Source organism: endosymbiont of Acanthamoeba sp. UWC8 (genome assembly GCF_000730245.1).
Lineage (GTDB): Bacteria > Pseudomonadota > Alphaproteobacteria > Rickettsiales > Midichloriaceae > Jidaibacter.
The window spans coordinates 1,594,331-1,615,277 of sequence record NZ_CP004403.1 but is presented as its reverse complement, the minus strand read 5'-3'; the positions used below and the strand labels follow the sequence as shown (position 1 = coordinate 1,615,277).

Annotated in this window: 19 protein-coding genes and 1 tRNA gene; 2 read left to right on the top strand and 18 right to left on the bottom strand. The window is 33.9% G+C overall.

All coding sequences use genetic code 11. The features are described 5' to 3' along the window. Position 1: 1 nt before the first annotated feature. Together I862_RS07690 and dnaJ are read right to left on the bottom strand one after the other, a co-directional pair. Positions 2-421, bottom strand: a complete 420-nt coding sequence (locus tag I862_RS07690) for a rhodanese-like domain-containing protein (protein WP_038540849.1) — start codon at positions 419-421, stop codon at positions 2-4. 298 nt (positions 422-719) lie between these two features. Next, positions 720-1,874, bottom strand: coding sequence for a molecular chaperone DnaJ (gene dnaJ, locus I862_RS07685; RefSeq protein WP_038540845.1), 1,155 nt, complete (start codon positions 1,872-1,874; stop codon positions 720-722). Positions 1,875-1,999: 125 nt separating this feature from the next. Here dnaJ and murA point away from each other — a divergent pair, with 125 nt between their 5' ends. Both murA and I862_RS07675 read left to right on the top strand, forming a co-directional pair. Next, a complete protein-coding gene (gene murA / locus I862_RS07680; protein WP_038540842.1) occupies positions 2,000-3,286 on the top strand; it encodes a UDP-N-acetylglucosamine 1-carboxyvinyltransferase in 1,287 nt (428 codons plus the stop codon). 86 nt (positions 3,287-3,372) lie between these two features. Next, positions 3,373-3,462 (top strand) — tRNA-Ser (locus I862_RS07675). 449 nt (positions 3,463-3,911) lie between these two features. Here the strand turns inward: I862_RS07675 and I862_RS07670 are convergent. From I862_RS07670 to I862_RS07595, 16 genes are all read right to left on the bottom strand, one after another. Continuing rightward, complete coding sequence (locus I862_RS07670; protein WP_052646562.1) at positions 3,912-5,873, bottom strand: M1 family metallopeptidase; 1,962 nt, start codon at positions 5,871-5,873, stop codon at positions 3,912-3,914. 480 nt (positions 5,874-6,353) lie between these two features. Beyond that, positions 6,354-6,560, bottom strand: coding sequence for a hypothetical protein (locus tag I862_RS07665; RefSeq protein ID WP_038540839.1), 207 nt, complete (start codon positions 6,558-6,560; stop codon positions 6,354-6,356). A gap of 16 nt (positions 6,561-6,576) precedes the next feature. Continuing rightward, positions 6,577-7,566 (bottom strand): aminoglycoside phosphotransferase family protein, encoded by a 990-nt coding sequence (locus I862_RS08025; protein WP_052646561.1) that lies wholly within the window; start codon positions 7,564-7,566, stop codon positions 6,577-6,579. 155 nt (positions 7,567-7,721) lie between these two features. Continuing rightward, positions 7,722-9,458, bottom strand: coding sequence for a 30S ribosomal protein S1 (locus tag I862_RS07655; RefSeq protein WP_052646560.1), 1,737 nt, complete (start codon positions 9,456-9,458; stop codon positions 7,722-7,724). A gap of 20 nt (positions 9,459-9,478) precedes the next feature. Beyond that, a complete protein-coding gene (gene cmk / locus I862_RS07650; RefSeq protein ID WP_038540836.1) occupies positions 9,479-10,135 on the bottom strand; it encodes a (d)CMP kinase in 657 nt (218 codons plus the stop codon). An 18-nt stretch (positions 10,136-10,153) separates the two neighbouring features. Then, positions 10,154-10,978, bottom strand: coding sequence for an LpxI family protein (locus I862_RS07645; RefSeq protein ID WP_038540833.1), 825 nt, complete (start codon positions 10,976-10,978; stop codon positions 10,154-10,156). Further along, a complete protein-coding gene (gene lpxA, locus I862_RS07640; RefSeq protein WP_038541803.1) occupies positions 10,978-11,775 on the bottom strand; it encodes an acyl-ACP--UDP-N-acetylglucosamine O-acyltransferase in 798 nt (265 codons plus the stop codon). The genes I862_RS07645 and lpxA overlap by 1 nt, the downstream gene beginning before the upstream one ends. A 13-nt stretch (positions 11,776-11,788) precedes the next feature. After that, a complete protein-coding gene (fabZ, locus tag I862_RS07635; protein WP_038540831.1) occupies positions 11,789-12,256 on the bottom strand; it encodes a 3-hydroxyacyl-ACP dehydratase FabZ in 468 nt (155 codons plus the stop codon). Continuing rightward, on the bottom strand, positions 12,249-13,274 hold the full coding sequence (gene lpxD / locus I862_RS07630) for a UDP-3-O-(3-hydroxymyristoyl)glucosamine N-acyltransferase (RefSeq protein WP_038540829.1): 1,026 nt from the start codon (positions 13,272-13,274) through the stop codon (positions 12,249-12,251). Before lpxD ends, fabZ begins: the two co-directional genes overlap by 8 nt. Before the next feature lie 227 nt (positions 13,275-13,501). Continuing rightward, positions 13,502-14,128, bottom strand: a complete 627-nt coding sequence (locus I862_RS08020) for an OmpA family protein (RefSeq protein WP_084173823.1) — start codon at positions 14,126-14,128, stop codon at positions 13,502-13,504. Between the two features lie 243 nt (positions 14,129-14,371). Further along, the gene (locus tag I862_RS07620) at positions 14,372-15,931 is read right to left on the bottom strand and encodes a hypothetical protein (RefSeq protein WP_148299518.1); all 1,560 of its coding nucleotides are present in this window, start codon (positions 15,929-15,931) and stop codon (positions 14,372-14,374) included. 252 nt (positions 15,932-16,183) lie between these two features. After that, positions 16,184-17,701 carry a hypothetical protein gene (locus I862_RS07615; protein WP_038540821.1) on the bottom strand — a complete coding sequence of 506 codons (1,518 nt, stop codon included), beginning with the start codon at positions 17,699-17,701 and terminating at the stop codon, positions 16,184-16,186. A 113-nt stretch (positions 17,702-17,814) separates the two neighbouring features. Further along, positions 17,815-18,375 carry a hypothetical protein gene (locus tag I862_RS07610; protein WP_038540819.1) on the bottom strand — a complete coding sequence of 187 codons (561 nt, stop codon included), beginning with the start codon at positions 18,373-18,375 and terminating at the stop codon, positions 17,815-17,817. Between the two features lie 154 nt (positions 18,376-18,529). Next, the gene (locus tag I862_RS07605) at positions 18,530-19,096 is read right to left on the bottom strand and encodes a hypothetical protein (RefSeq protein WP_038540816.1); all 567 of its coding nucleotides are present in this window, start codon (positions 19,094-19,096) and stop codon (positions 18,530-18,532) included. A gap of 193 nt (positions 19,097-19,289) precedes the next feature. Continuing rightward, positions 19,290-19,667: a hypothetical protein gene (locus I862_RS07600; protein ID WP_038540813.1), complete on the bottom strand. Its 378-nt coding sequence runs from the start codon at positions 19,665-19,667 to the stop codon at positions 19,290-19,292. Positions 19,668-19,821: 154 nt separating this feature from the next. Beyond that, a complete protein-coding gene (locus I862_RS07595) occupies positions 19,822-20,769 on the bottom strand; it encodes a DMT family transporter (RefSeq protein ID WP_199398806.1) in 948 nt (315 codons plus the stop codon). Positions 20,770-20,947 lie beyond the last annotated feature (178 nt).

Genomic DNA, 20,947 nt, shown 5'->3' with positions numbered 1-20,947 from the left:
ACTAATTTTGCCTCCAAGGAAGATTAGCTACTTTCCAGCCGCTTAAGTTTCCGCGTTGGTATTTATTATTTAAGTTTCCCTCAAATCCTTCAGTAATATTATAACAATTTTTATATCCGTGTTCCGTTAAGTTTTGAGCAGCTTCTCTTGATCGTGCTCCACTACGGCAAATAAAAAGCAATTCCGAGTTAATATCCGGAACTATTTTAGTAATACCGGCAATAAAATGCGGGTTAATCTCCATATTCGGAAATAAGCGCCATGGCATATGAACAGTTTCCTTACCTATCTCCTTAAGCCATGGAGCTCCTACGAAGATGTATTCTTCTATCGTTCTTACATCAATTAAGAAGGAATTAGAGCTATTTGTCAAAATATCCCAAGCTTTAGATAAAGCTATATCCCCGCTATATTTGCCCATAACGTCCCACCGCAACTAAAAAACATAAATTGATTAAATTTGTTTTATATATGTGCCCTACCAAAGTGATTTGGTAAAGAAATATAATTTTGTTTTATGCAAATAAAATAGTTGACTTTGGTTAAGATCAGACAACTTTGTGAGTCCAGACGATTAAAAATATTTTTGCCTCTAAGATACTAATAAACAAATACATTTCACCTAAAAAAAAGCATTATTATTTGTTATATTACTGTAGGTTAAGCAATAATACTCGGTTTAAATTTTTAAAAATTTTACGGAATTTATATTAAATGTACTAGCTTTTCAAATCATCCCATAGACCTTTAACTTTTGCAAAAAAACTTTCCGTTTGAGGATTACAACCAGAACTGTTCTCTTTCTCAAATTCTTCTAATAGCTCTTTTTGTTTTTTAGAAAGTTTTACTGGAATCTCTACTATAACTTTCACAATCAAGTCTCCATGCCCCGGAGTTTTCATGATAGGCATACCTTTGCCTTTTAACCTGAATTGCGTGCCGCTCTGAGTACCTTGAGGTATAGTTATCTTAGCTGACTTACCGTCAAGAGTAGGTACTTCTAAAACGCCTCCTAGAGCTGCGGTAGTCATTTTTATAGGTATAGAACAAAATAGTTGGTACCCTTCCCTCTCAAAGAATTTATGATTTTTTATGGAAACAAATATATAAAGATCACCGGAAGGTGCATTCCTTAATCCAGCTTCTCCTTCGTTGGCTACTCTTATTCGCATGCCGTCTTCAACACCTGCCGGTATATTAACTAAAATAGTTTTTTCTTTAATAACCCTTCCTTCTCCTCGACAGCTTGTGCAAGGATCCTTAATAATCTTACCGGTACCAGAACATGTATGACATGTTCTTTCAACCGTAAAGAAGCCTTGTTGTGCCCTAATTCTCCCACTTCCGTTACAAGTCGAGCAATTTGCAACATTGCCGCTCTTACTTCCTTTGCCGCTGCAAGTCTCGCACTTAACCGCAGTTTTATATTTAATGTTTTGCTTAGCGCCCGAATAAGCTTCTTCTAATGAAATGCTCAGATTGTATCTTAAATCGGAACCTCGCCCGATGTCTCTGCTAGCAGTCCGTGCGCCTCCGCCCATGAATTCATTAAATATTCCGCCGAATAAATCATTAAGATCGGAAAAGTCTCCGGAATAGTCAAACCCTCCTCCGTTTCCTCTGCTGCCGGCTCCTCCTCCACCCCCATTTTGGAAAGCCGAATGACCGAATCTGTCGTAAGCAGCTTTTTTATCATCATCTTTTAGAATTTCATAAGCTTCATTAATTTCTTTGAATTTTTTTTCAGCTTCCTTGTCACCTTGATTGCGATCGGGGTGATATTGCATTGCAAGTTTTCTGTATGCTTTTTTAAGTTCTTCTTTGCTTGCGGACTTAGATACGCCTAAAGTTTGATAGTAATCCTGCTTACTCATTATATTCTAAGAAAAATTAATTTGTATAAAGAAATAGTTAGCAAGTGCAAATTAATCAAGTACTCTGATTGATAATTTTTAATAATTTTGCTAGCTTAGTGCAAAATTAATTGTTTGAGTCATTTATGGGTATCATTTTAGTTGAGGGCGGCATTCCGCTTTACGGGGAAATTAACATCAGCGGTTCTAAAAATGCTGCACTTCCTATTCTGGCAGCTTCTATTTTGTGTGATAGAGAAGTTAAAATTTCTAACATCCCTGATTTGAAAGATATTGAAAGCATGACTGCATTGCTCGCTCAACACGGAGTTAAAGTAACAAATGAAGGAATATCGAATATTGAGCTGGGAAGCAAGAATAGAAGTATAATACTGGATGCTAAAAATATTACTAATTTAGTTGCGCCATATGAGCTTGTCAGCAAAATGAGAGCATCAATTTTAGTCTTAGGTCCATTGCTTGCAAGATTTGGAGAAGCTAAAGTTTCATTGCCTGGAGGTTGTGCAATCGGGACTAGGCCTGTTGATATGCATATTAAAGCTATTCAAGAAATGGGAGCTGAAGTTGAATTATCTGAAGGCTATATAATAGCCAAAGTAAGCGGGAAATTAAAAGGTGCTGAAATATTTTTTGATAAAGTCTCTGTTGGTGCTACGGAAAACATCATGATGGCTGCGGTTTTAGCTGAAGGAAAAACTATTATGCATAATGCAGCAAGAGAACCTGAAATTGTTGATTTAGCCAAATTTTTAAAATCCATGGGAGCAATTATTTCCGGGGAAGGTACCGATATTATCACGATAGAAGGAGTGGATAATCTTTCAAGCACGGAACATGAAGTAATCGGTGATCGGATTGAAGCCGGAAGTTATGCGGTTGCTGCTGCTATAACGAGGGGGAAAATCAACTTAAGAGGTATAGAGCCGGAGATGCTTCGCTCACAGTTGGTACATTTTAAAGAAATCGGGATAGGAATTGAAGAAGGCGAGCATAATATAATTATTTCAGGCGAAGGCAAATTCCATAAAACTGATATTAAAACAGAACCATACCCGAATTTTTCTACCGATTTACAAGCCCAGATGATGACTCTTCTTGCAATCGCCGAAGGCACTTCCCATGTAAGAGAGAATATTTTTGAAAACAGGTTCATGCATGTTCCTGAGCTCAATAGGATGGGAGCAAAGATTTTAGTTGAAGGTAACCTTGCGATTGTTGAAGGAGTTGAGGAGCTGAAATCAGCGGAAGTGATGGCAACCGACCTCAGAGCTTCAATGGCTCTGGTGCTTGCGGCACTTTCAGCAAGCGGAGGTTCTGTAATCAGAAGGATTTATCACCTTGACAGAGGTTATGAACATCTGGATGATAAGCTTAGTGCTTGTGGCGCTAAAATTAAGCGGGCTACCGGATAATCTGAGATAGCAAAATAATATATTTTTACCAAAAATTATAATTTTTATGCTTGCTAATATGGCTGGAGTTTGATAAAACAAATCCCGGATGGATGGCCGAGCGGTTTAAGGCACCGGTCTTGAAAACCGACGTACGTTCGCGCGTACCGTGGGTTCGAATCCCACTCCATCCGCCATAAAATAAAGAAGAGTAATGTTAAGGCTTGAAAGCAGAGCGAACCTTAAATTTATTCTTTTTTCGTTTTATTATACAGAGTAGATTAGAACCCATAATGGGTTCGGAATCGAGCTTTAGTAATATAGACTATGGGCAAGCCGGATGCGCTTGAGTAAAATTAATCCTACTCCAGCCGCCATTTTTTCTTCATAAAATTAATTTATTGTCAAAGGTTAGAACCAAAGTAAACTTAGTTATTATATAGTAAATTAAGTTGAACATCCTATATAGGGAACATAGTTAAACTATAAAAAATTAAATTGGGCTTACGTATAAATGACTTTGCCATATTTTCTTTAAAGCCTATTTTCCCAGTAATACCTTAACTTCATTATAAACTTCATATTAAGGTTTTAAGTATATCTTTAAAATATCTGCATAACAGTTTTCTTAGGATGAATGATGATTTCAATCCTTACCAGCTTTTTCAAAAACTTTATTAATCTCGCGTATCGTGAGCGAGTGATAAAACGGTTTTGCTTTATTATAAATATGATTTGCTATTTTTAAACCTTCATTAGTTTTTACCAGTTCCTCATAAATAGGTTTTATCAAGCTCATTTTACCTATAATCGTTAAATATCTTTCTAAACTACCATATGCAGGTTCATAGTTATTAGCTATTGCTAATGTTAACCATTTACTAATAATCAAAGCATTCCGGCTATTCTTAATATTAAGTATTTTGTTCAATTCCTCAAGTTTATTAGGGCTAAGTTTAGTTGGTAAATTATCAATAAAATAAATCCATTGTTGCCCCCTCCAACCAGCCGTATCAATTTGTGTAATTTCATCCGCAGCCCATTCTTTTGCCTGATTTCCTATAGCTATTAAATGCCGTTTGCTAGGTTCTATAAATGTGGTAGGTAAGTCAGTACCGTATAACCACTCTTTTATACTAGCCCTTTGGCTTAGTCGGCTGTTTTTATTAAGTAAATGTTTTCTTAAATATTGCTCAAAATCATTAGTACTAATAGCTTTAAAGGCAAATTCCCTTGTATATTCACGCAAAAAATTATCAATCTCACTTCTCCCGAAAAGTTGTTCAAGATGCTTAATAAATAGGAAGCCTTTATTATAAGGAACAGGGGTAAACACATCATCAGGATTAGGATTACGAAATTTTTGATTTAATATCAAATCCTCCGGTGCCAATATCTTATAAGCTTTTAAAAGCTGTTCATAGCTAAGCCTAACTTCTATTTCCGCCTGTTTTTTACCGTAAACTTCTTCGACTATACGATTTTGCATATAAGTAGTTATGCCCTCATTTAGCCATATATCATTCCATGTAGCGTTTGTAACCAAATTGCCCGACCAAGAATGAGCAAGCTCATGTGCAATTACTGAAACAAAGCTTTTGTCCCCGGTAATTATTGTAGGACTAACAAAAGTAAGTGAAGGGTTTTCCATAGCTCCGGCAGGGAAAGTATTAGGTAATATTAATAGATCGTAGCGGCTCCATAAATAAGGTCCATAGAGTGATTCTGCTACTTTCATCATCTTATTTAAATCAGCAAATTCTGTGATCCCCCTTTCAATATATGAAGGATTGGCATAAATTCCTATATAATTACTTAATTGCTTAAATTTAAAATCTCCTATTGCTAGGCTGATCAAATAAGGTGGTATAGGGTTATTCATTTCAAATTCGTAATAGCCGTTCGAGCTTTTGCTTTTAGGATTATTACTTGCACTCATTAATACCAGAAATTCAGGTTTGCTTTGAATTTTAGCCGTGTAAGTTATTCTTACTTGAGGTGTATCTTGAAGTGGTATAAAATCCCTGGCATGTATTGGACAGGCTACGGTGAATAGCGATGAATATTCGGATTGTTCTGATTTTATCCAGTGCAACCCTTCGGCTGTTGGACTTGTGCTATATTTTATACGAATATAATTAGTAGAATCTTGAAGGGGGATAATTATAGCTTGCCCCTTTATCGGGTCTCTTTTTCCTAATTTATAAATAATAGGTGAAAAAGTTATTTTATCGCTTGAACCCTCAATTTTTCTTATAACCAAATCTCTTGAGTCTAGGATTAATGGTTGATTTGTTAAAAAGTCTTTTTTATCAATAGATAAAATTACGCTTCCTTCAATAGTTTTCGAATCAAGCATAACATTCCAATCAATATCAATATGTCTAACCGAAACTTGCTCCGGGTTACTGTAAGAATAGTTCATTTGATGCTCAGTATGTTTGGGTTTTGAAAATACTGATGCATCATAACCAGTTGCTAATATCGGGTTTACATCTTTGGGATGGCCTACATAACCGGGAGTACAAGCAACAACACCGGTTCCTATAGCAGTAAATGCAATTATAAGTGCTTTATTTGCACCCGTTACTTTAAATATATGTTTCACATATCCTCCTTTAGTTATAAGGCTATATTTACCTAAATAAAAGATAAGAAGTGTTCTATGCTTATTCCAGAATAATAAATATTCTTTACTTTTTATTTTCCTTAGTCGTTTTGCTTACTTATAAAATTGGCAACCGCTTGGGTGGGTATATAAATAATGCAATACCTCTCTACTTAATTTTTACTTAAGCAAAAATAGAACTTTTTTACAACTTATTTTATCCAAAGCCCTACTATGGTGGCAGTTTAAGGTTATATAGCACTACTTTATATTACTCTATATTTGAGCGGATAATAGGATAGATAAATTTGAATTATCTACATTAAGCCATTAGGATTTTAAAGTTTTCAGCTGATAAACAATACTATTTAAAATATTCTGGCAATTTTTCAGGCATCTGAATTGTCATATTATTTATTATTTATTCTACTTTATACAGCAATTAGAGCTATCTTATCAAAATATGCGACACCACACCCTTCATAATAATGAACGGGCTTTTTTATAACAATTCATCGGATAATATATATTATGAATAGTCATCTGATCACCAAGGCGAAAAGTTTTATTGTCCCATCCTTCAGGCTTGATTGGTTTAATCGGGAGACCCGCCCACTGCGGGAATTGTGCGGCAATTAATCGGTGCACCAAGGGAATATCAATTTGAAACTTATTTATATTTGCCATAATTTTTTAGTTATATTTAACGCTCAATAAAATTTAAACTCTCGGTAATCAGCTTAATTATATCAGTATGCATATTAGGTCTCTCTTCCTCAGAGCTAAGTAAGTCGCATAAATTTATTAAATCAACTAATTTAATACTTTTTTCCCACTCTTTGTTTAAGCTTCCTCCCCTACTTTTATAACCCTCGGCAAAACTGCCTTTCAGTTGCTCATCAAATATGTTTTTAAATCTAAAGAGGTTAGCTATATCGGAATAGCCACTTCCCGCATAGGCAAATTCCCAATCAATTATTCCCGATATTTTTAAAGCTCCTTCACTTTCATATACCAGTATATTTGTCGGCTTAAAATCACCATGTACAAGATGATAATCATTATTTAGCTTAGGGAATAAGTCATGGTGAATTTTGAGTACATTTTTAATTCTATTAAATAAAGAGGTTCCTAATCGGTTTTTAACCCTTACCATATTAATACAATCCAAAATAAAATTTATATAAGGATTATTTTCATTATGTTTTGTTGTAAATCGGCTTACCGTCAAATCCGGGTTAAGCGAACCTGAACCCTCAAAACGATAGGCTTTTAATCTTGCTAAAAACTGCCCCAGTTCTTTATATATTTTCAGTAATTCAGGCAATAAATCAGGTTTATCAAGATAGTTGGAAAGTAGAATGCCTTTTTTATATTCAACAAAACTATAAGCATATTGAAAAGCCTCACTGACTGGAAAATATTTTACACACTTAGGTACCAAAGCTTCGTGGCATAGTAAATTTGCCAGGTTAAATTCCTTTAGACCTGCGTTTGAATCCCGCGTATACAATCGCAGTACAAATTTATCCCCGTTATGGTACATAAGAATATAGTTAGTATTTGCAAGACCGTTACTTGTTTTATGGATATCAATTATATCGTCTCTATTTAAAGCATTATCGGATAATTTCTTAATTTTACTTTCAGTAAGGGTATGAAATTCCTTCCTTCTTTCCCATAATTGTTCCATATAACTGCCCTATTTTTAGGCTAAGGCTAATGTATAACTATATAAGAGCACAATACTTATTTTTTACCCATTTAAATTACTATATTACTATAATAAAAAAAGCCCTTCCACATTAGCAAAAGGGCTTCTTATTACAATTAACTTTATAAAGAATATTATTCTTTATCTTTGTTTTGTGATTGGCCGAGTGCTGCACCTAAGATATCACCTAAGCTTGCACCACTATCAGTTGAACCGTATTCGGCAATTGCTTTTTTCTCTTGGTCAGCTTCTAAAGCCTTAATAGAGATGTTAACTTTACGAGTATTTTTATCAATAGCAACTACCATAGCATCAACTCTGTCGCCAACCGCAAACCTTTCAGGTCTTTGTTCAGCTTTATGCTTGGAAATATCACCTTTCTTGATAAACGCTTTAATGTTTTCGGCAACCTCAACTTCAATACCCTCGCTCTTCACGTCAGTTACGGTACAAGTTACGACACTGTTCTTGTCGAGCTTATCAGCAGCTTCGGTAAAGTGATCTGTAGAAAGTTGTTTAATACCTAAAGTAACTCTTTCTCTTTCAACATCGGAAGTAAGTACGATTCCTTTAACTATATCACCTTTTTTATAATTTTTAAGCTCTTCCTCCGGGTTATCACTCCAGGTAAGCTCAACGGCAGGAACCAGTGCATCAATTGCAGCATCAGGATTTTCTTCGTTAACAGTCACGAATAAACCGAAATCAGCAATATTTTTAACTACACCTTCAACAATTGTACCGATCGGATTTTCATCGGTAAATTTCTGCCACGGGTTCGGTTTACATTGCTTCATACTCAAGCTTATACGGTGCTTGGAAATATCAATTTCAAGAACAACTACTTCTATTTCGTCACCGGCTTTCAATAGTTTTCTCGGATGAATATTTTTAGCATTCCAGCTAATTTCAGTATGATATACTAAGCCTTCAACACCTTGTGCAAGTTCAACAAATGCACCATAGTCGGTAACGGTAGTTACGCTTCCGGTGAATCTCATACCCGGTTGATACTTATCAGATAGGCCATCCCACGGATTCGATTCCAGTTGCTTGAGCCCTAATGAGACTCTCTTTGTTTCCGGGTTATATTTAATAACCATTACTTTAATTTGCTGTCCTAAACTTAATACTTCGGAAGGATGAGAAATTTTATTCCATGAAATATCAGTTATATGCAGTAATCCGTCTAATGAACCAAGGTCAATGAACGCACCGTAATCAGTGATATTTTTAACCACACCTTCAAGGATTGAACCTTCCGAAATATTAGATAATAATTCATTTCTGGCTTCTGCTCTTGATTCTTCAAGAATAGCTCTTCTGGAAACAACCACGTTACCTTGATCTCTATCCATTTTTAAAATTTTAAACGGTTGAGAAATATTCATAAGCACGGAAGCATCTTTTACGGGGCGAATATCAACCTGGCTCCCGGGTAAGAACGCAATTAAGCCGCCTAAATCGACGGCAAAACCGCCTTTAACTCTGCCGATTACTTTACCATCAACATTCACATCTTTATTTTGTAATTCTTCAAACTTCACCCAAGCTTCTTCACGTAAAGCTTTTTCTCTACTTAAAACAGTTCTGCCTGATTTACCTTCAAGCCTTTCAACAAACACATCAACTGTATCACCGATGTTAATATTCGGCTCTTCTCCGTCTAATGCAAATTCTTTAAGTGGAACTCTGCCTTCACTTTTTAATCCTACATCTATAAGAACAGCATCCCTTTCAATCCCGACAACCTGCCCCTTGATTACGGTGCCTTCTTTCTTTTCATTTTGAATTGAGTCTTCAAACAATTGAGCAAAACTTTCACTAAAGTTTATTTCTTCATTTTTGTTTATATTTGATTTGATAGCCATATATTATATGACACTCCCGGTTAAAAAAGGTTAATATTAATATTTTTTTGTTTTAATGTCTCCAGAGTCTTTTCAAGTACTACTTGTAATACTTCATCAGCATTAAGATCGGAATTATCAATGATGATGGCATCATCGGCAGGTAAAGTAGGTGCTATTGCCCTATTTCTATCCAGTTCGTCACGCTCCTTCAGACTTTGCAAGACTTGGTCGAATATAATATCTTTTCTCCCGCTTTGCAACTGTTTATATCTTCTCTCAGCTCTTACTCCTAAATCTGCCGTGATAAAAAATTTACAATCAGCATCAGGAAATATTACGGTACCTATATCTCTACCGTCTATCACCGCTCCCACCTTGCCTAAAGGGAAGTTTTTCTGCATAGAATTCAGGGCTTCTCGCACTTTCGGTTGGCTTGCGATTTCAGATGCCATTTTACTTACTTTATCACTGGTGAGGGTTAAGTTTTTAGATTTACTAAAATCAATTTCAGGTACTAAACCGACTATTTTTTCTGCATCATTTGAAGCAAGTTCAGCTTCTAATGCATAATATCCTAAAATTCTATATAAGGAGCCGGTATCCAGATAATCAAAGCCCAGCTTTTTAGCTAAACCTTTGGATAAAGTACCTTTACCTGAAGCAGAGGGGCCGTCAATTGCAATAATAACTGTCATAAACTATATTATTAAAATTTAAATACCGAATATAAATATACCTAGTCTATCCGCTTCTTCTACAGTCGCTTTTTCATCAATAATTAATGCCGAACCCGCTTCAATTGCAACTCCGATTAGACCGTTTTTATGTAATTCTTTTACCGTATTTATTCCTATACACGGCAGATCTACCCTTTTATCCTGATCGGGCTTAGAAACTTTTATTAAAATAGCTCCATGCTCTTCTTTTTGTTGAATACCGCCGCAACGCTCAATTAACCGGTCAGTCCCTTCGGCAGCTTCAACTCCGAGTACTAATCCTTCTTGTATCACGAGCGCCTGCCCGACATCGAACTCCGCAATTCCTTTTAATATTTTAGTACCCTTTTTAATATCCTCCCAAGCTTCTTTACTTGGTTTAGTTTTGGTAATATGGCCGCTTCTTACCACTATGTCCTGAGCTATATATTCAGCAGGCAATACGGTGAAACCTTCATTTTCAAAAAAATTAACTATGGTTGTAAGCAAAGAATTATCATTAATACCGTTTCTCATAATGCTTGCAAATAATTTTGCCCCTTTAACATCCAAAAGAAGTTTTGAAATACTAGTCCTTTTTACTCTTCCGGCAAAAACTACATGAGAAACTCCTTCATCATTAAGCTTCTTAATTATTTTACTTATAGAGTGCAGTTGGAAGGTTTGATATTCAATATCTTTATACAGCTCTTCACTGGTTTGGCCGGTAAGCCCGATTAGAACAAATTCAATATTTTGCTTTTTTGCAGCGTCAACTACATGCCTTGGTAAAGATTCGCTTCCCGCTATTATTCCTAATTTTTTAATTTCTATATTTTCCATTAAGATTCATCCCTTATTTTCGGCATACATATTGATCTTGAACTATCTGCCTTAAGAAATTGAACAATTTCCTTTACTTTCTCATTATTGCCGAAATTTTCTTCTACATCATTTACGCGGCTTTCAAAAGTATTATCATTATCCACAAACAACCTCTTGAATGCAATTTGCAGTTGTTTGATAGTCTCTCTATCAAAATTTCTCCGCTTCATTCCTACGATATTAAGCCCGGCAAGCCCTGCTCTTTCCCCGACGACATTGCCGAAAGGAATTACATCTTCAACAACAATGCTGCCTCCGCCGATAATCGAATGCGCTCCGATCCTCACGAACTGATGAACAGCAGACATACCACCGATTATAGCAAAATCCGCAACATTAACATGCCCTGCAAGCGTAACATTATTAGCCATAATAACATTATTGCCGATTTTACAGTCATGTGCTACATGCACCCCTATCATAAGCAGGCAGTTATCTCCTATTTCGGTCTTCATCCCGCCCTGCTCCGTACCGGGATGGATAGTTACATATTCCCTGATTGTATTATTTTTACCGATATAAACCGTAGATTTTTCTCCGCTGTATTTTAAATCCTGCGGTACTAAACCAAGAGAAGCAAAAGGAAAAACCGTCGTCCCCTCATCAATTACAGTATATCCGTCTACACAAACATGAGATTTAAGAATGACCCCATCTTTTATTTCAACATTAGAACCGATTACACAATATGGACCTATTTCTGCGCTCGATGCAACCTTAGCACCATCATAAATAACCGCTGTGGGATGAATCATTTTACTCTCTTTTTTACTTATCATTTTCTTTGTCTACAATCATGGCTGTAAATACTGCATCAGCAACCCTGACTCCGTCTACTTTTGCTTCCCCTTTCATTTTCCAAACATTTCCTCTGCTTTTTATCTTTTGGACATGCAAGTAAAGAGAATCACCCGGAACGACGGGTTTTCTAAAATGGGCTTCTTCAATTGACATGAAATAGACTAGCTTTTGCTTAGTGCATACTCCCATGTTTATCACAACAAAAACAGCCGATGCTTGTGCCATAGCCTCTACTATCAGCACACCTGGCATGATAGGCTTACCGGGGAAATGCCCGTTAAAGAAATTTTCATTAATAGTTACATTCTTAAGAGCTATAGCTCCTTCATCAGGATGCATTTCTATAATTCTATCAACCAGCAGTAGCGGATATCTATGCGGGATAATATCCATTATTTTTTCTATATTTATATTTTGAAGTTGTAAATCAGTCATTCTTACTGCCACCACCCTTAATCATTTTCTTTAACATTGCGGTTATCCTATGCCAATCCCTTATATTCATTGCAGGAGCACCCCCGACCATTTGTTCCCGCTCAACATCCTGCATCACCCCGGATTTAGCAGCAATTTTGGCTCCGTCTCCGATATTTAAATGCCCTGCTATTCCCGCCTGCCCACCTATCATTACCCCGTCGCCGATTTTTGTGCTGCCTGCAATACCAACTTGAGCAACCACAAAACAATTTTTCCCTATTACCACATTATGGCCTAATTGCACAAGGTTATCTATTTTAGTATTATCACCTATTACGGTATCTTCAATCGTACCACGATCAATACATGTATTAGCACCTATTTCAACATTGTTACCGACTATTACCGAACCTAACTGTAAAACTTTTTCAGCGCCCTCTTTACCTACTGCAAAACCGAAACCGTCCTGCCCGATTTTTACTCCTGAATGGATAATACAATTGCTGCCTATTGTGCAATAAGTTAAATAGGCCTGCGGGTGTATAGTTGAATTATCACCTATCTTGACCCCATTTCCAATATACGTGTGTGCACCGATATAAGCATTATCTCCGATCTCCGCATTTTCTCCCACAAAGGCAAAGTCTTCAATAGTAACGTTTTCTCCTATTTTGGCACTCTTTGCAATTGCAGCAGTCGAAGAAATATTAGCTATTAAGTTTGCTGCACCGTAAAATAATGAAGTGATCTTTGCATATAGCACATAAGAATTGTCAGTAACCAAAAGAGTAAGATGCGGAGGTGCAACCGGAATATTCTTTTCATCAATAATACAAGCGGAAGCTTTAGTAGTTTTAATTTGCTCGATATATTTAGGGTTGTATAAAAAACTTATATCCCCTTCTCCTGCATTTTCCAGAGTTGCAATATCTTTTATTATTCGGTTCTTATCACCGATAACTTCACAGTTAAATCTTTGTGCAATTTCCATTACACTAAAAGAACCTTTATTTTTAAAAAATCTTGAGTCAGGCATAATATACTTATATCTTGTATAATTCATTATAGTTTTTTGACAAAAACTATAATCTAAGTTTTAAATGCTATTGTCAATATTAGACTTTAATAGTTTAGTTATTTCAAAAATTAAATCCGTTATACTGATATATAACAGCAAGATAATTAGATTTCTATTAAATATTAAAAAAGCCCCCGTATGTTTACAGGAGCTTTTTAATAAATAATATAATTTAAAATAGATTGTTAGTTAGAAACTTTGTCTAAATAATCTACTTCAACTACTACTCTACGGTTTGGTTTCAAGCAATTAATAAGCTCTTTACCTTTAACACCGTCGCATGATTTAATTTGTTGTTGTTTACCTAAGCCTCTTTCAATAAGAATGCTGCTATCAATAGCCACTTTAGAATCTAAGTAGTTTTTAACGGCATCGGCACGCTTTTTAGATAATGCATAGTTATAAGCATCAGAGCCGATTCTATCGGTAAAGCCTAAAATCTTAACTGCTTTAATATTGTGCTCCTTTAAAGTATGAGCAAGAGCATTAAGTTTATGCTTTTCATCTTCAGTAATTACAGAACTGTCGAAGTTAAAGTAAACCGTTCTTTCATCCATTCCGATAACTTTTCTCACAACTTTAATTTGCGGTTGCGGCTCTTGTTCATCGATACATCTGTCATTACCTACATCCCATTTGCTTCTTAAGCAATCACCGGATCCGGTACGAACTTTATCTCCGTTTCCGCTTACAACTACATCCTGGGTGGAGTATGCATGCGCTAAGTTCATAGAGAAAGGTGCAAGTAGTAAAGCAAACAGGAAACTTTTTATTAAAGTAGAGTAATTATTCTTCATTGAAACCTCGTTCATACATTGACATTTAACATTTTAAGTGTTTCACATTTTAAAAAAAATTACAACTAATAAAATCAGGAATTTAAAATTTTTTGATATAATTGAGCAAGTTATTTAATATTTTTATTTAGAAATATCAGTATTTTCATTTCAATTACATCTTAATAAACTTTAAGCATCCGATATAGTTTTTTAATAATTTTTAAAGTAAAGCTTAATACTATAAAATGTGAAAAAGTTACTTTTCTTTCTCAACCTTTAAACTCTCTCTATTATTTTGTCACCTGATTTTTTACTTTGTCTTAATAATTCTCTTACACTTATGGGATTAACAGAGAAGTTATCTTTAGTAGTATTAATTTTAGGTTTTTTTAAAACTTCTTGGGGAACACTGATATCAGGTTCATCTTCAATCCCGACAATCATGCGCCACGTTCTCTCCCTGTTTTTTGTAATGACAGGTATTTTCCCGCTTTCTAAAAATTCATCTTTTTTTTGTTTTTCATCAAATTCAAATTCATCTTCAGTGTCGGTACCTAAATCTTCCATTTCTCTCTCCTTTTCTTCTTCCGTCGATAAAATCGGATTCTCTGAGGAAATTTGCCCTGTGTTCAAACGCGAACTTAAGTTTATTAAATTCATATTATTAACAAACATTTCGGCAGATGGAATGGTTGAAAATTTTTCAAATTCAGCTAATGTTGTGGATAGCAAATTAATGAAGTTTTCCGCAAAATCATAAGTATAATTATTTATAAGATGATGAATCTCACGATCTAAATAATATATTAAATCATAAAATTTATTAAGACCATTTTGTAAATATAAATATAATTTAGCTTCGGCCATATATGGTAAAGTTTTTTCCTCTTCAATTTTCAACAAAGAAGATTTTATAACCGGAACTATGGCTGTAATGTATTTTTTGGTAACATTTTGAAAATCCGCTTTATTAGGTAAACCTAGTAATATTTTATGCATAGCGGAAACTTTAGCTATATTGCCTAAAATTATTGAGTATTTTTCAATACGCTCCCAAAGCTTCGCCTGGAATTCAGGAGTTATTTTATTAATTGAATTAAAATAATCATTATTGCTTTGCTCTGCTGTAAAAGCTTTCTCATAAGATTGACTGATAACCGAAACATCACTTGCCGAAGCAAAAACAAAGGGCTTGCTTCTAAAAACCGTATAAGTAGGAATATTAGTTTTTATAGCAGGAGAAGGCGGAAAAATTGGAGGATAATTATTAGAATTATTTAAATGCTCAGGCCTTATTAAAGTAACAACGAATCTATCATTTATATCCGTAAAATCAGTTTTTATAGCTTCGGCCGTTGCAGATAAAACATTTTTGTCAATAGAGACGTCGTTATTCTCAAAGCAAGTCATAACTCCGCAAAAAGATCTAAATGATAACTGTGTCAAAATTTCCTTAAACGTTACATTTGAATTAATAAGCAAAGCTTTATTTAAATCCTTAATATCAAAAAATTTCTTAGCTTGATCAATCGATATAATATAGGGTGTAAGTATATTTATAGCAGGTTTAGGAATATCGTTAACCATATTTTCTTTTAAAATATTCTTCGCAACCTCAACTTTACGTTGATTTCCGACAATTATTTTTTGCTTAGGAAAATAGTTTGTATATTCTTTTAAAATATTTCGGTTTTTGGCTATTAATGCAATATTCTTAAAACCCTGCTCCTCAAGGCTTTTAATAAACTCGGAAGCAATTTCAATTTGTTTAAATAAAGGTGAGTCAATTGTATTGATTACAATTAAACTATCACAGGTGTTTTTACCAACTCTCATAACAAACATTAAATATTTAATAATTCGAGCATTTTAACTAAATTCAATAAAAAGACCAGAATAAAGCTATTAAATATTTATTAATAACTTTTACTCACTAAAATAGAACTTATTATCTAAAATCATGTTATTTATAAAAATTTATCCTTTGTCTCACTACTCATATCAGATATCGAATTGCTTGCTGAGCAAAGATAAATATTACATTTTCAACTAAATAAATATTAATAAAAAGCAAAAGTAATTTAATTTTTACATTCTGGAAAAATCATCTGATTGTTTGCTTCTTCTTAATGATTCCCTTTCACCAGCCGAATCCGAAGGCTTTGTTTCTTCTTCAACATAGCTTTTAGTCTTTTTAGAAGGCTTTTCCTTGGTATCAGCGCCCTTGTTTATAACCTTATCTACCCACTTTCTTTTAATTGAGCCGACATGAGATATCACTACTACATCCTCTTTCTCATCTATTTCATCTTCAGTATCAGTGCCGAAGTCTTCTTTTTCTTTACCTTTTTCTTCTTTTCTTAATGCTATTGAATTTTCAGATGAAGTTTGTTGCATTTCCGGTTGTAAAGTCCGGTTTTCCGAATTTAGTTGTTCAGCAATCATTTCAGCAGATGGAAGATCAGAAAATCTTTCAAAATCTTTTAATGTTATAGTTAAATTTTTAATAAATTTTTCAGCAAAACTATGAGTATAAATTTTGCTAAGATAATCTAGAACCAAAATAATTTCATCCATAACCTTATAAAACCTTAGAATAGCTTCTTCTAAATAACCATTCGGATTAGCTTCTAAATGGTATGATAATAAGCTTTTTTCCTCTGCTATTCCAGGCAACAATGATTGCACTAATGCAGATAGAGATACAATATAATTTCCAACAAAAATCTCAGCTTCTATTTTATTCGGTAGATCAAATAATTTTTGATTAGCTATTGAACCTCTAGCTATATTACCTAAAATTATAGAATACTTTTCAATATATCGGGAAAAATTTTTCTGTAATTCAGTATCTTCTTTCTTACCTGTATAAAAATGAACATTGTTATGCACAGATCTCGTTGAACCTTGTATGTAAGGTTTGCTGCTATCCGAAGGCATGCTTATAATCGGTGAAATGGAAGCATTATGTTTTTCTTGTGTAGCTGTATAATCAGAAAGTACATTTTTAGGAAGAACCGTGAGTGGAACAGGTTGATAATCTTTAAGTTTATAATAGTCAGTAGGCTCACACGAGACATCAATAAATTTATCATTTTTTATTGTAAATTTTTCTTTAATATGTTTTGCAGCTTTAATTACATTTTTTTCGGACAAAGAATCATTAGATTTTCCGAAACGAATAGTAAATCCGCAGAAAGCTCTTCTTGATAATTCGTTTAAGATCCCTCTATTATTCAAATCAAAATCCACAAGCAAAACTTTTGCTGAATTTTTTATCCTAAATGAATTTTTAGCCTCATTAACGGCTATAATATAAGGCGCTAATTTATATAAATCTTCTTTTAAGATTGCCACAGAATCTATTAAAATATTTTTTGCAAGCTCAATATCATTTCGGCTTTCAATAAATAATACTTCTTTAGGAAAAGACGCTACATACCTTTGCAAGTCACCGGAATTTCCTGCTATTACAGCAATATTATTGAATCCATGCTTGTTAAGCCGCTTAATAAAGCAGGCTGCAACTTCAATACGCTTAAATAAAGGCGAGTTAGCTGAATTTATTACAATTAAATTATTCGATATACTTTTATCAACTCTCATAACAGATAATTAATATTTTTTTATAATCAGAGCATTTTAATTAAATTAAATAAAAATAACCAGAATAAATCTATTAAAATTTTATTAATATCTTTTACTGCCGTAATAAAAATTTAAAATATTTCGAATATTATTGCATTTACATTATCGCTATCCGACTGTGAACAAATATCATACTCCGGGCAAGGTCTTTGCTGTTCATCGCTGCTGTAAATACCTATGAGATCGTTTGTTACAGAGCATATAGCATTATCTTGTGCATTGTTTTCAGATTTAAAGCCGGCGGAATATAAAGATATCAAACATCTATCTAAATAAAGTAAGGAAGCTCCTTGCACTACAAAATGCGAAAGAGGAGAGATCGGGCTATCAAAATAAATATCTTTAAATGTCTCGGTATTCGAGAATCTTACAATTATATTCAAATAATAGTAAGTGAAAGTAGATACCAAATTAAATACTCCCGTGTCAGGATGATAATTTTCTTGATTCATAAATAATATTTTTTCGATGGAGTAAGAAATACTTGTTAAGAAAGAAAATTTATATTTATCAAAAGCAAAATGATAATCGGGATCTAAATTGCTTTCCGCAATATTTATAAAAGTTTCAACTATTATATAAGGGCTCACCTCTTCTATAAAGTTATAAATATTATCAACTACACTGCCCATAGCCACAATCTGTTAATATCAAAAATTTAATTTAAACAATATATCATAGATAAAATTATAATAAATAAAATGCTTTTTAAAATAAAATAGGCTCAAGTAAAAGTTATACTCAAGCCAATTTTATAACAATTTCGCAATTTTATATTATTTTATACTATAATGTTACTTCAATAATATAACCTGGAAATAACTCAGCAAGTTTTAAATCAGTATTAGTATTAGTATCAGTATTCAAAAAAAGCCCAACATTAGTTAAATCATGATACATTGGTTCGGCAGTAAAGGTATCATTATGCGTAGGGAGAAACGAATCTAAATGTGTGTCCGCCTTAGTTTCAGGTATGTTGGCTGAAACCGCAAAGCTTTCCAGGCACTCAAGATTTCCGGAGTTAACTGCATCAAGTCCTACAAAAGTATTAATCGTTGAATCCTCAACGCTGGATTTGGTAACAACTTTTTCATAAAGGTTAAATAATTTATCACTGTTAGCTATATATGAACCATATAACAAACCTACCGGTACACCGATAAACGGAGTAGTAAATATTGAAACCATCCCTCCTATAGCTGCTCCTTGAGCAAATGTACTGAGCGTTATAAATGATGCCTTTAAAACATCAGACTCGGGAGCAATTTTCTCTGCAATCTTAAATGCATAATCTCCCGGGGATTTAGTTTGTTTATCGTATTTATGAGTATATTTACGTGAATATCTGGCCATGGGGAACCTCCAAAACTTAAATTAGATGAAATTAGTATATCAAACTATATCGCTAACCTAATAATTGTTTAACCACTTTAATACGTTAAAGATAGTTAAAATTCATGTATAAGTTAAAATATTCTAATCCTAGTGTTTAAAATTTTATTAAGGTACTCATTGGCGTTAGATAGTCTATTTAAATAAATTAAGCCTAATAATATTCACTTGATTCCGATATATAAGTATTATTGCCGAATATATTCATATCATCTTCAGAATAAGGCAATTCAATATCTCTTAGATGATGAATTTGAGACGGCATCAACTCATAGTTTCCTTCATTAATTTCAGCGCATACTTCTTTAAGGTAGCAACCTCCCGCTTTGATAACCGCAAATACAGAAGTTACTGCGGTCATTGTAATGCTAACTCTCCCGCAGAAAGATGAAGATAAAAGTATAACAGGTATGACAAGAATGGCAAAGCTGTCTATATAACAGTTTTGTAACTCTATATCGGTTATGCATTTATTGTCGTCGGAAATGCTGGAGGCTTTACCGGGCTGGGCAGTATTATGTATATTTACCATATATGCTTTATTAATTTATTTATAAGTAATATTTAAATCTAACTTATAATAACATCAGGGCAAATAATATTTAAAGTATTTTAATATTAAGCTTTAGCTGTTGTATTGTATACAGTTTATTAACAAACTTCCTACTATATAAGTATAATAAATACTATTTTCTGGCTTTTATATTACAATAAGCAATATAAAAATTAGCCGGCACAATTATTGCACAGCCGATAAGCGTTGTAGCATGGGGCACTTCGGCAAATAGCAAATAACCGATTGAAGCGGAAAACACCAGTTCAAGATAACGATAGGGAGATAAACTTGAAGCATTCACCAGGGTAAAGGCTTTCAATATAAAATAAAGAATTAAGTTACTCCCTACCCCGAGCAAAGCTAAGAGCATCACCTCTTTAGCAGTAGGCTCAACCCAAACTTTATATGCCGGATATGCACCGAGCAGAGTAGTTACCAGCGCAGAATAAAATAACATTCCTATCATGGTTTCCTGCACTACAAACTTCTTGTTTATAATATCGAGCGAAGCAAACATAAGAGCCGCAAGTATGAGCACTAAGCTATACGGATTAAATGAAGCATGATGGGGATTTAAAGTAACATATACTCCGACAAACCCGATAAGGGTGGCTAGCCACAACTCCAGACTAACTTTTTCTTTTAAAAACAGAGGAGCAAGCACTAATACAAACATAGGGATAGTAAAACCCATAATAGTCACAACCGTAATAGGCACGGTATTAACCCCCCATGACCACATGCTTATGGCAAAAAATAAAATAACACCCCTTATTATATGCACATTTATTCTTGAAGTTTTAAGAGAACTTTTACCGTAATATAAAATTAATGGAACTAAGCTTAAAGTGCCGAATAAAAATCTAAAAAAGGCAACTTCAGAAAAAGGTAACCTTAGACCCACGAACTTAACAATCACATCGTTAAAAACACTGGCGACTAAATTCATTATAAACCAAAACACTCCAAGTAAGTAGGTTAGGTTTCTTTGTTTATTCTCAACAAGCGAATCAATCTGAGTCATAGTTTTACAAAATTCGGTTAAATCAACTTTTGCAGCATTTATAATATAACTCATCCAAAAAGCTAGAGAAATTTCTTTTTTAACTTATGATTAATTATATGGATTTAAAGCTTATTTCATGTATAATAATAAGTATTATGAGATGCTTTATGCATCTTTTTTATAACTTATATTCCTTCTGAAAGGGGGTTGTTACATTGGTACAGGTACTAGTTCGCTTCAATAACGTGGA

What these genes read in the sequence shown, in the direction of transcription:
- I862_RS07610 (WP_038540819.1), bottom strand. Translation starts at nt 18,375, where the DNA reads ATGGGCAGTGTAGTTGATAATATTTATAACTTTATAGAAGAGGTGAGC.
- dnaJ (WP_038540845.1), bottom strand. Translation starts at nt 1,874, where the DNA reads ATGAGTAAGCAGGATTACTATCAAACTTTAGGCGTATCTAAGTCCGCA.
- lpxA (WP_038541803.1), bottom strand. Translation starts at nt 11,775, where the DNA reads ATGATTCATCCCACAGCGGTTATTTATGATGGTGCTAAGGTTGCATCG.
- I862_RS08025 (WP_052646561.1), bottom strand. Translation starts at nt 7,566, where the DNA reads ATGGAACAATTATGGGAAAGAAGGAAGGAATTTCATACCCTTACTGAA.
- I862_RS07665 (WP_038540839.1), bottom strand. Translation starts at nt 6,560, where the DNA reads ATGGCAAATATAAATAAGTTTCAAATTGATATTCCCTTGGTGCACCGA.
- I862_RS07655 (WP_052646560.1), bottom strand. Translation starts at nt 9,458, where the DNA reads ATGGCTATCAAATCAAATATAAACAAAAATGAAGAAATAAACTTTAGT.
- I862_RS07690 (WP_038540849.1), bottom strand. Translation starts at nt 421, where the DNA reads ATGGGCAAATATAGCGGGGATATAGCTTTATCTAAAGCTTGGGATATT.
- I862_RS07645 (WP_038540833.1), bottom strand. Translation starts at nt 10,978, where the DNA reads ATGGAAAATATAGAAATTAAAAAATTAGGAATAATAGCGGGAAGCGAA.
- cmk (WP_038540836.1), bottom strand. Translation starts at nt 10,135, where the DNA reads ATGACAGTTATTATTGCAATTGACGGCCCCTCTGCTTCAGGTAAAGGT.
- lpxD (WP_038540829.1), bottom strand. Translation starts at nt 13,274, where the DNA reads ATGCCTGACTCAAGATTTTTTAAAAATAAAGGTTCTTTTAGTGTAATG.
- murA (WP_038540842.1), top strand. Translation starts at nt 2,000, where the DNA reads ATGGGTATCATTTTAGTTGAGGGCGGCATTCCGCTTTACGGGGAAATT.
- fabZ (WP_038540831.1), bottom strand. Translation starts at nt 12,256, where the DNA reads ATGACTGATTTACAACTTCAAAATATAAATATAGAAAAAATAATGGAT.
- I862_RS07595 (WP_199398806.1), bottom strand. Translation starts at nt 20,769, where the DNA reads ATGAGTTATATTATAAATGCTGCAAAAGTTGATTTAACCGAATTTTGT.
- I862_RS07600 (WP_038540813.1), bottom strand. Translation starts at nt 19,667, where the DNA reads ATGGTAAATATACATAATACTGCCCAGCCCGGTAAAGCCTCCAGCATT.
- I862_RS07620 (WP_148299518.1), bottom strand. Translation starts at nt 15,931, where the DNA reads ATGAGAGTTGGTAAAAACACCTGTGATAGTTTAATTGTAATCAATACA.
- I862_RS07615 (WP_038540821.1), bottom strand. Translation starts at nt 17,701, where the DNA reads ATGAGAGTTGATAAAAGTATATCGAATAATTTAATTGTAATAAATTCA.
- I862_RS07605 (WP_038540816.1), bottom strand. Translation starts at nt 19,096, where the DNA reads ATGGCCAGATATTCACGTAAATATACTCATAAATACGATAAACAAACT.
- I862_RS08020 (WP_084173823.1), bottom strand. Translation starts at nt 14,128, where the DNA reads ATGAACGAGGTTTCAATGAAGAATAATTACTCTACTTTAATAAAAAGT.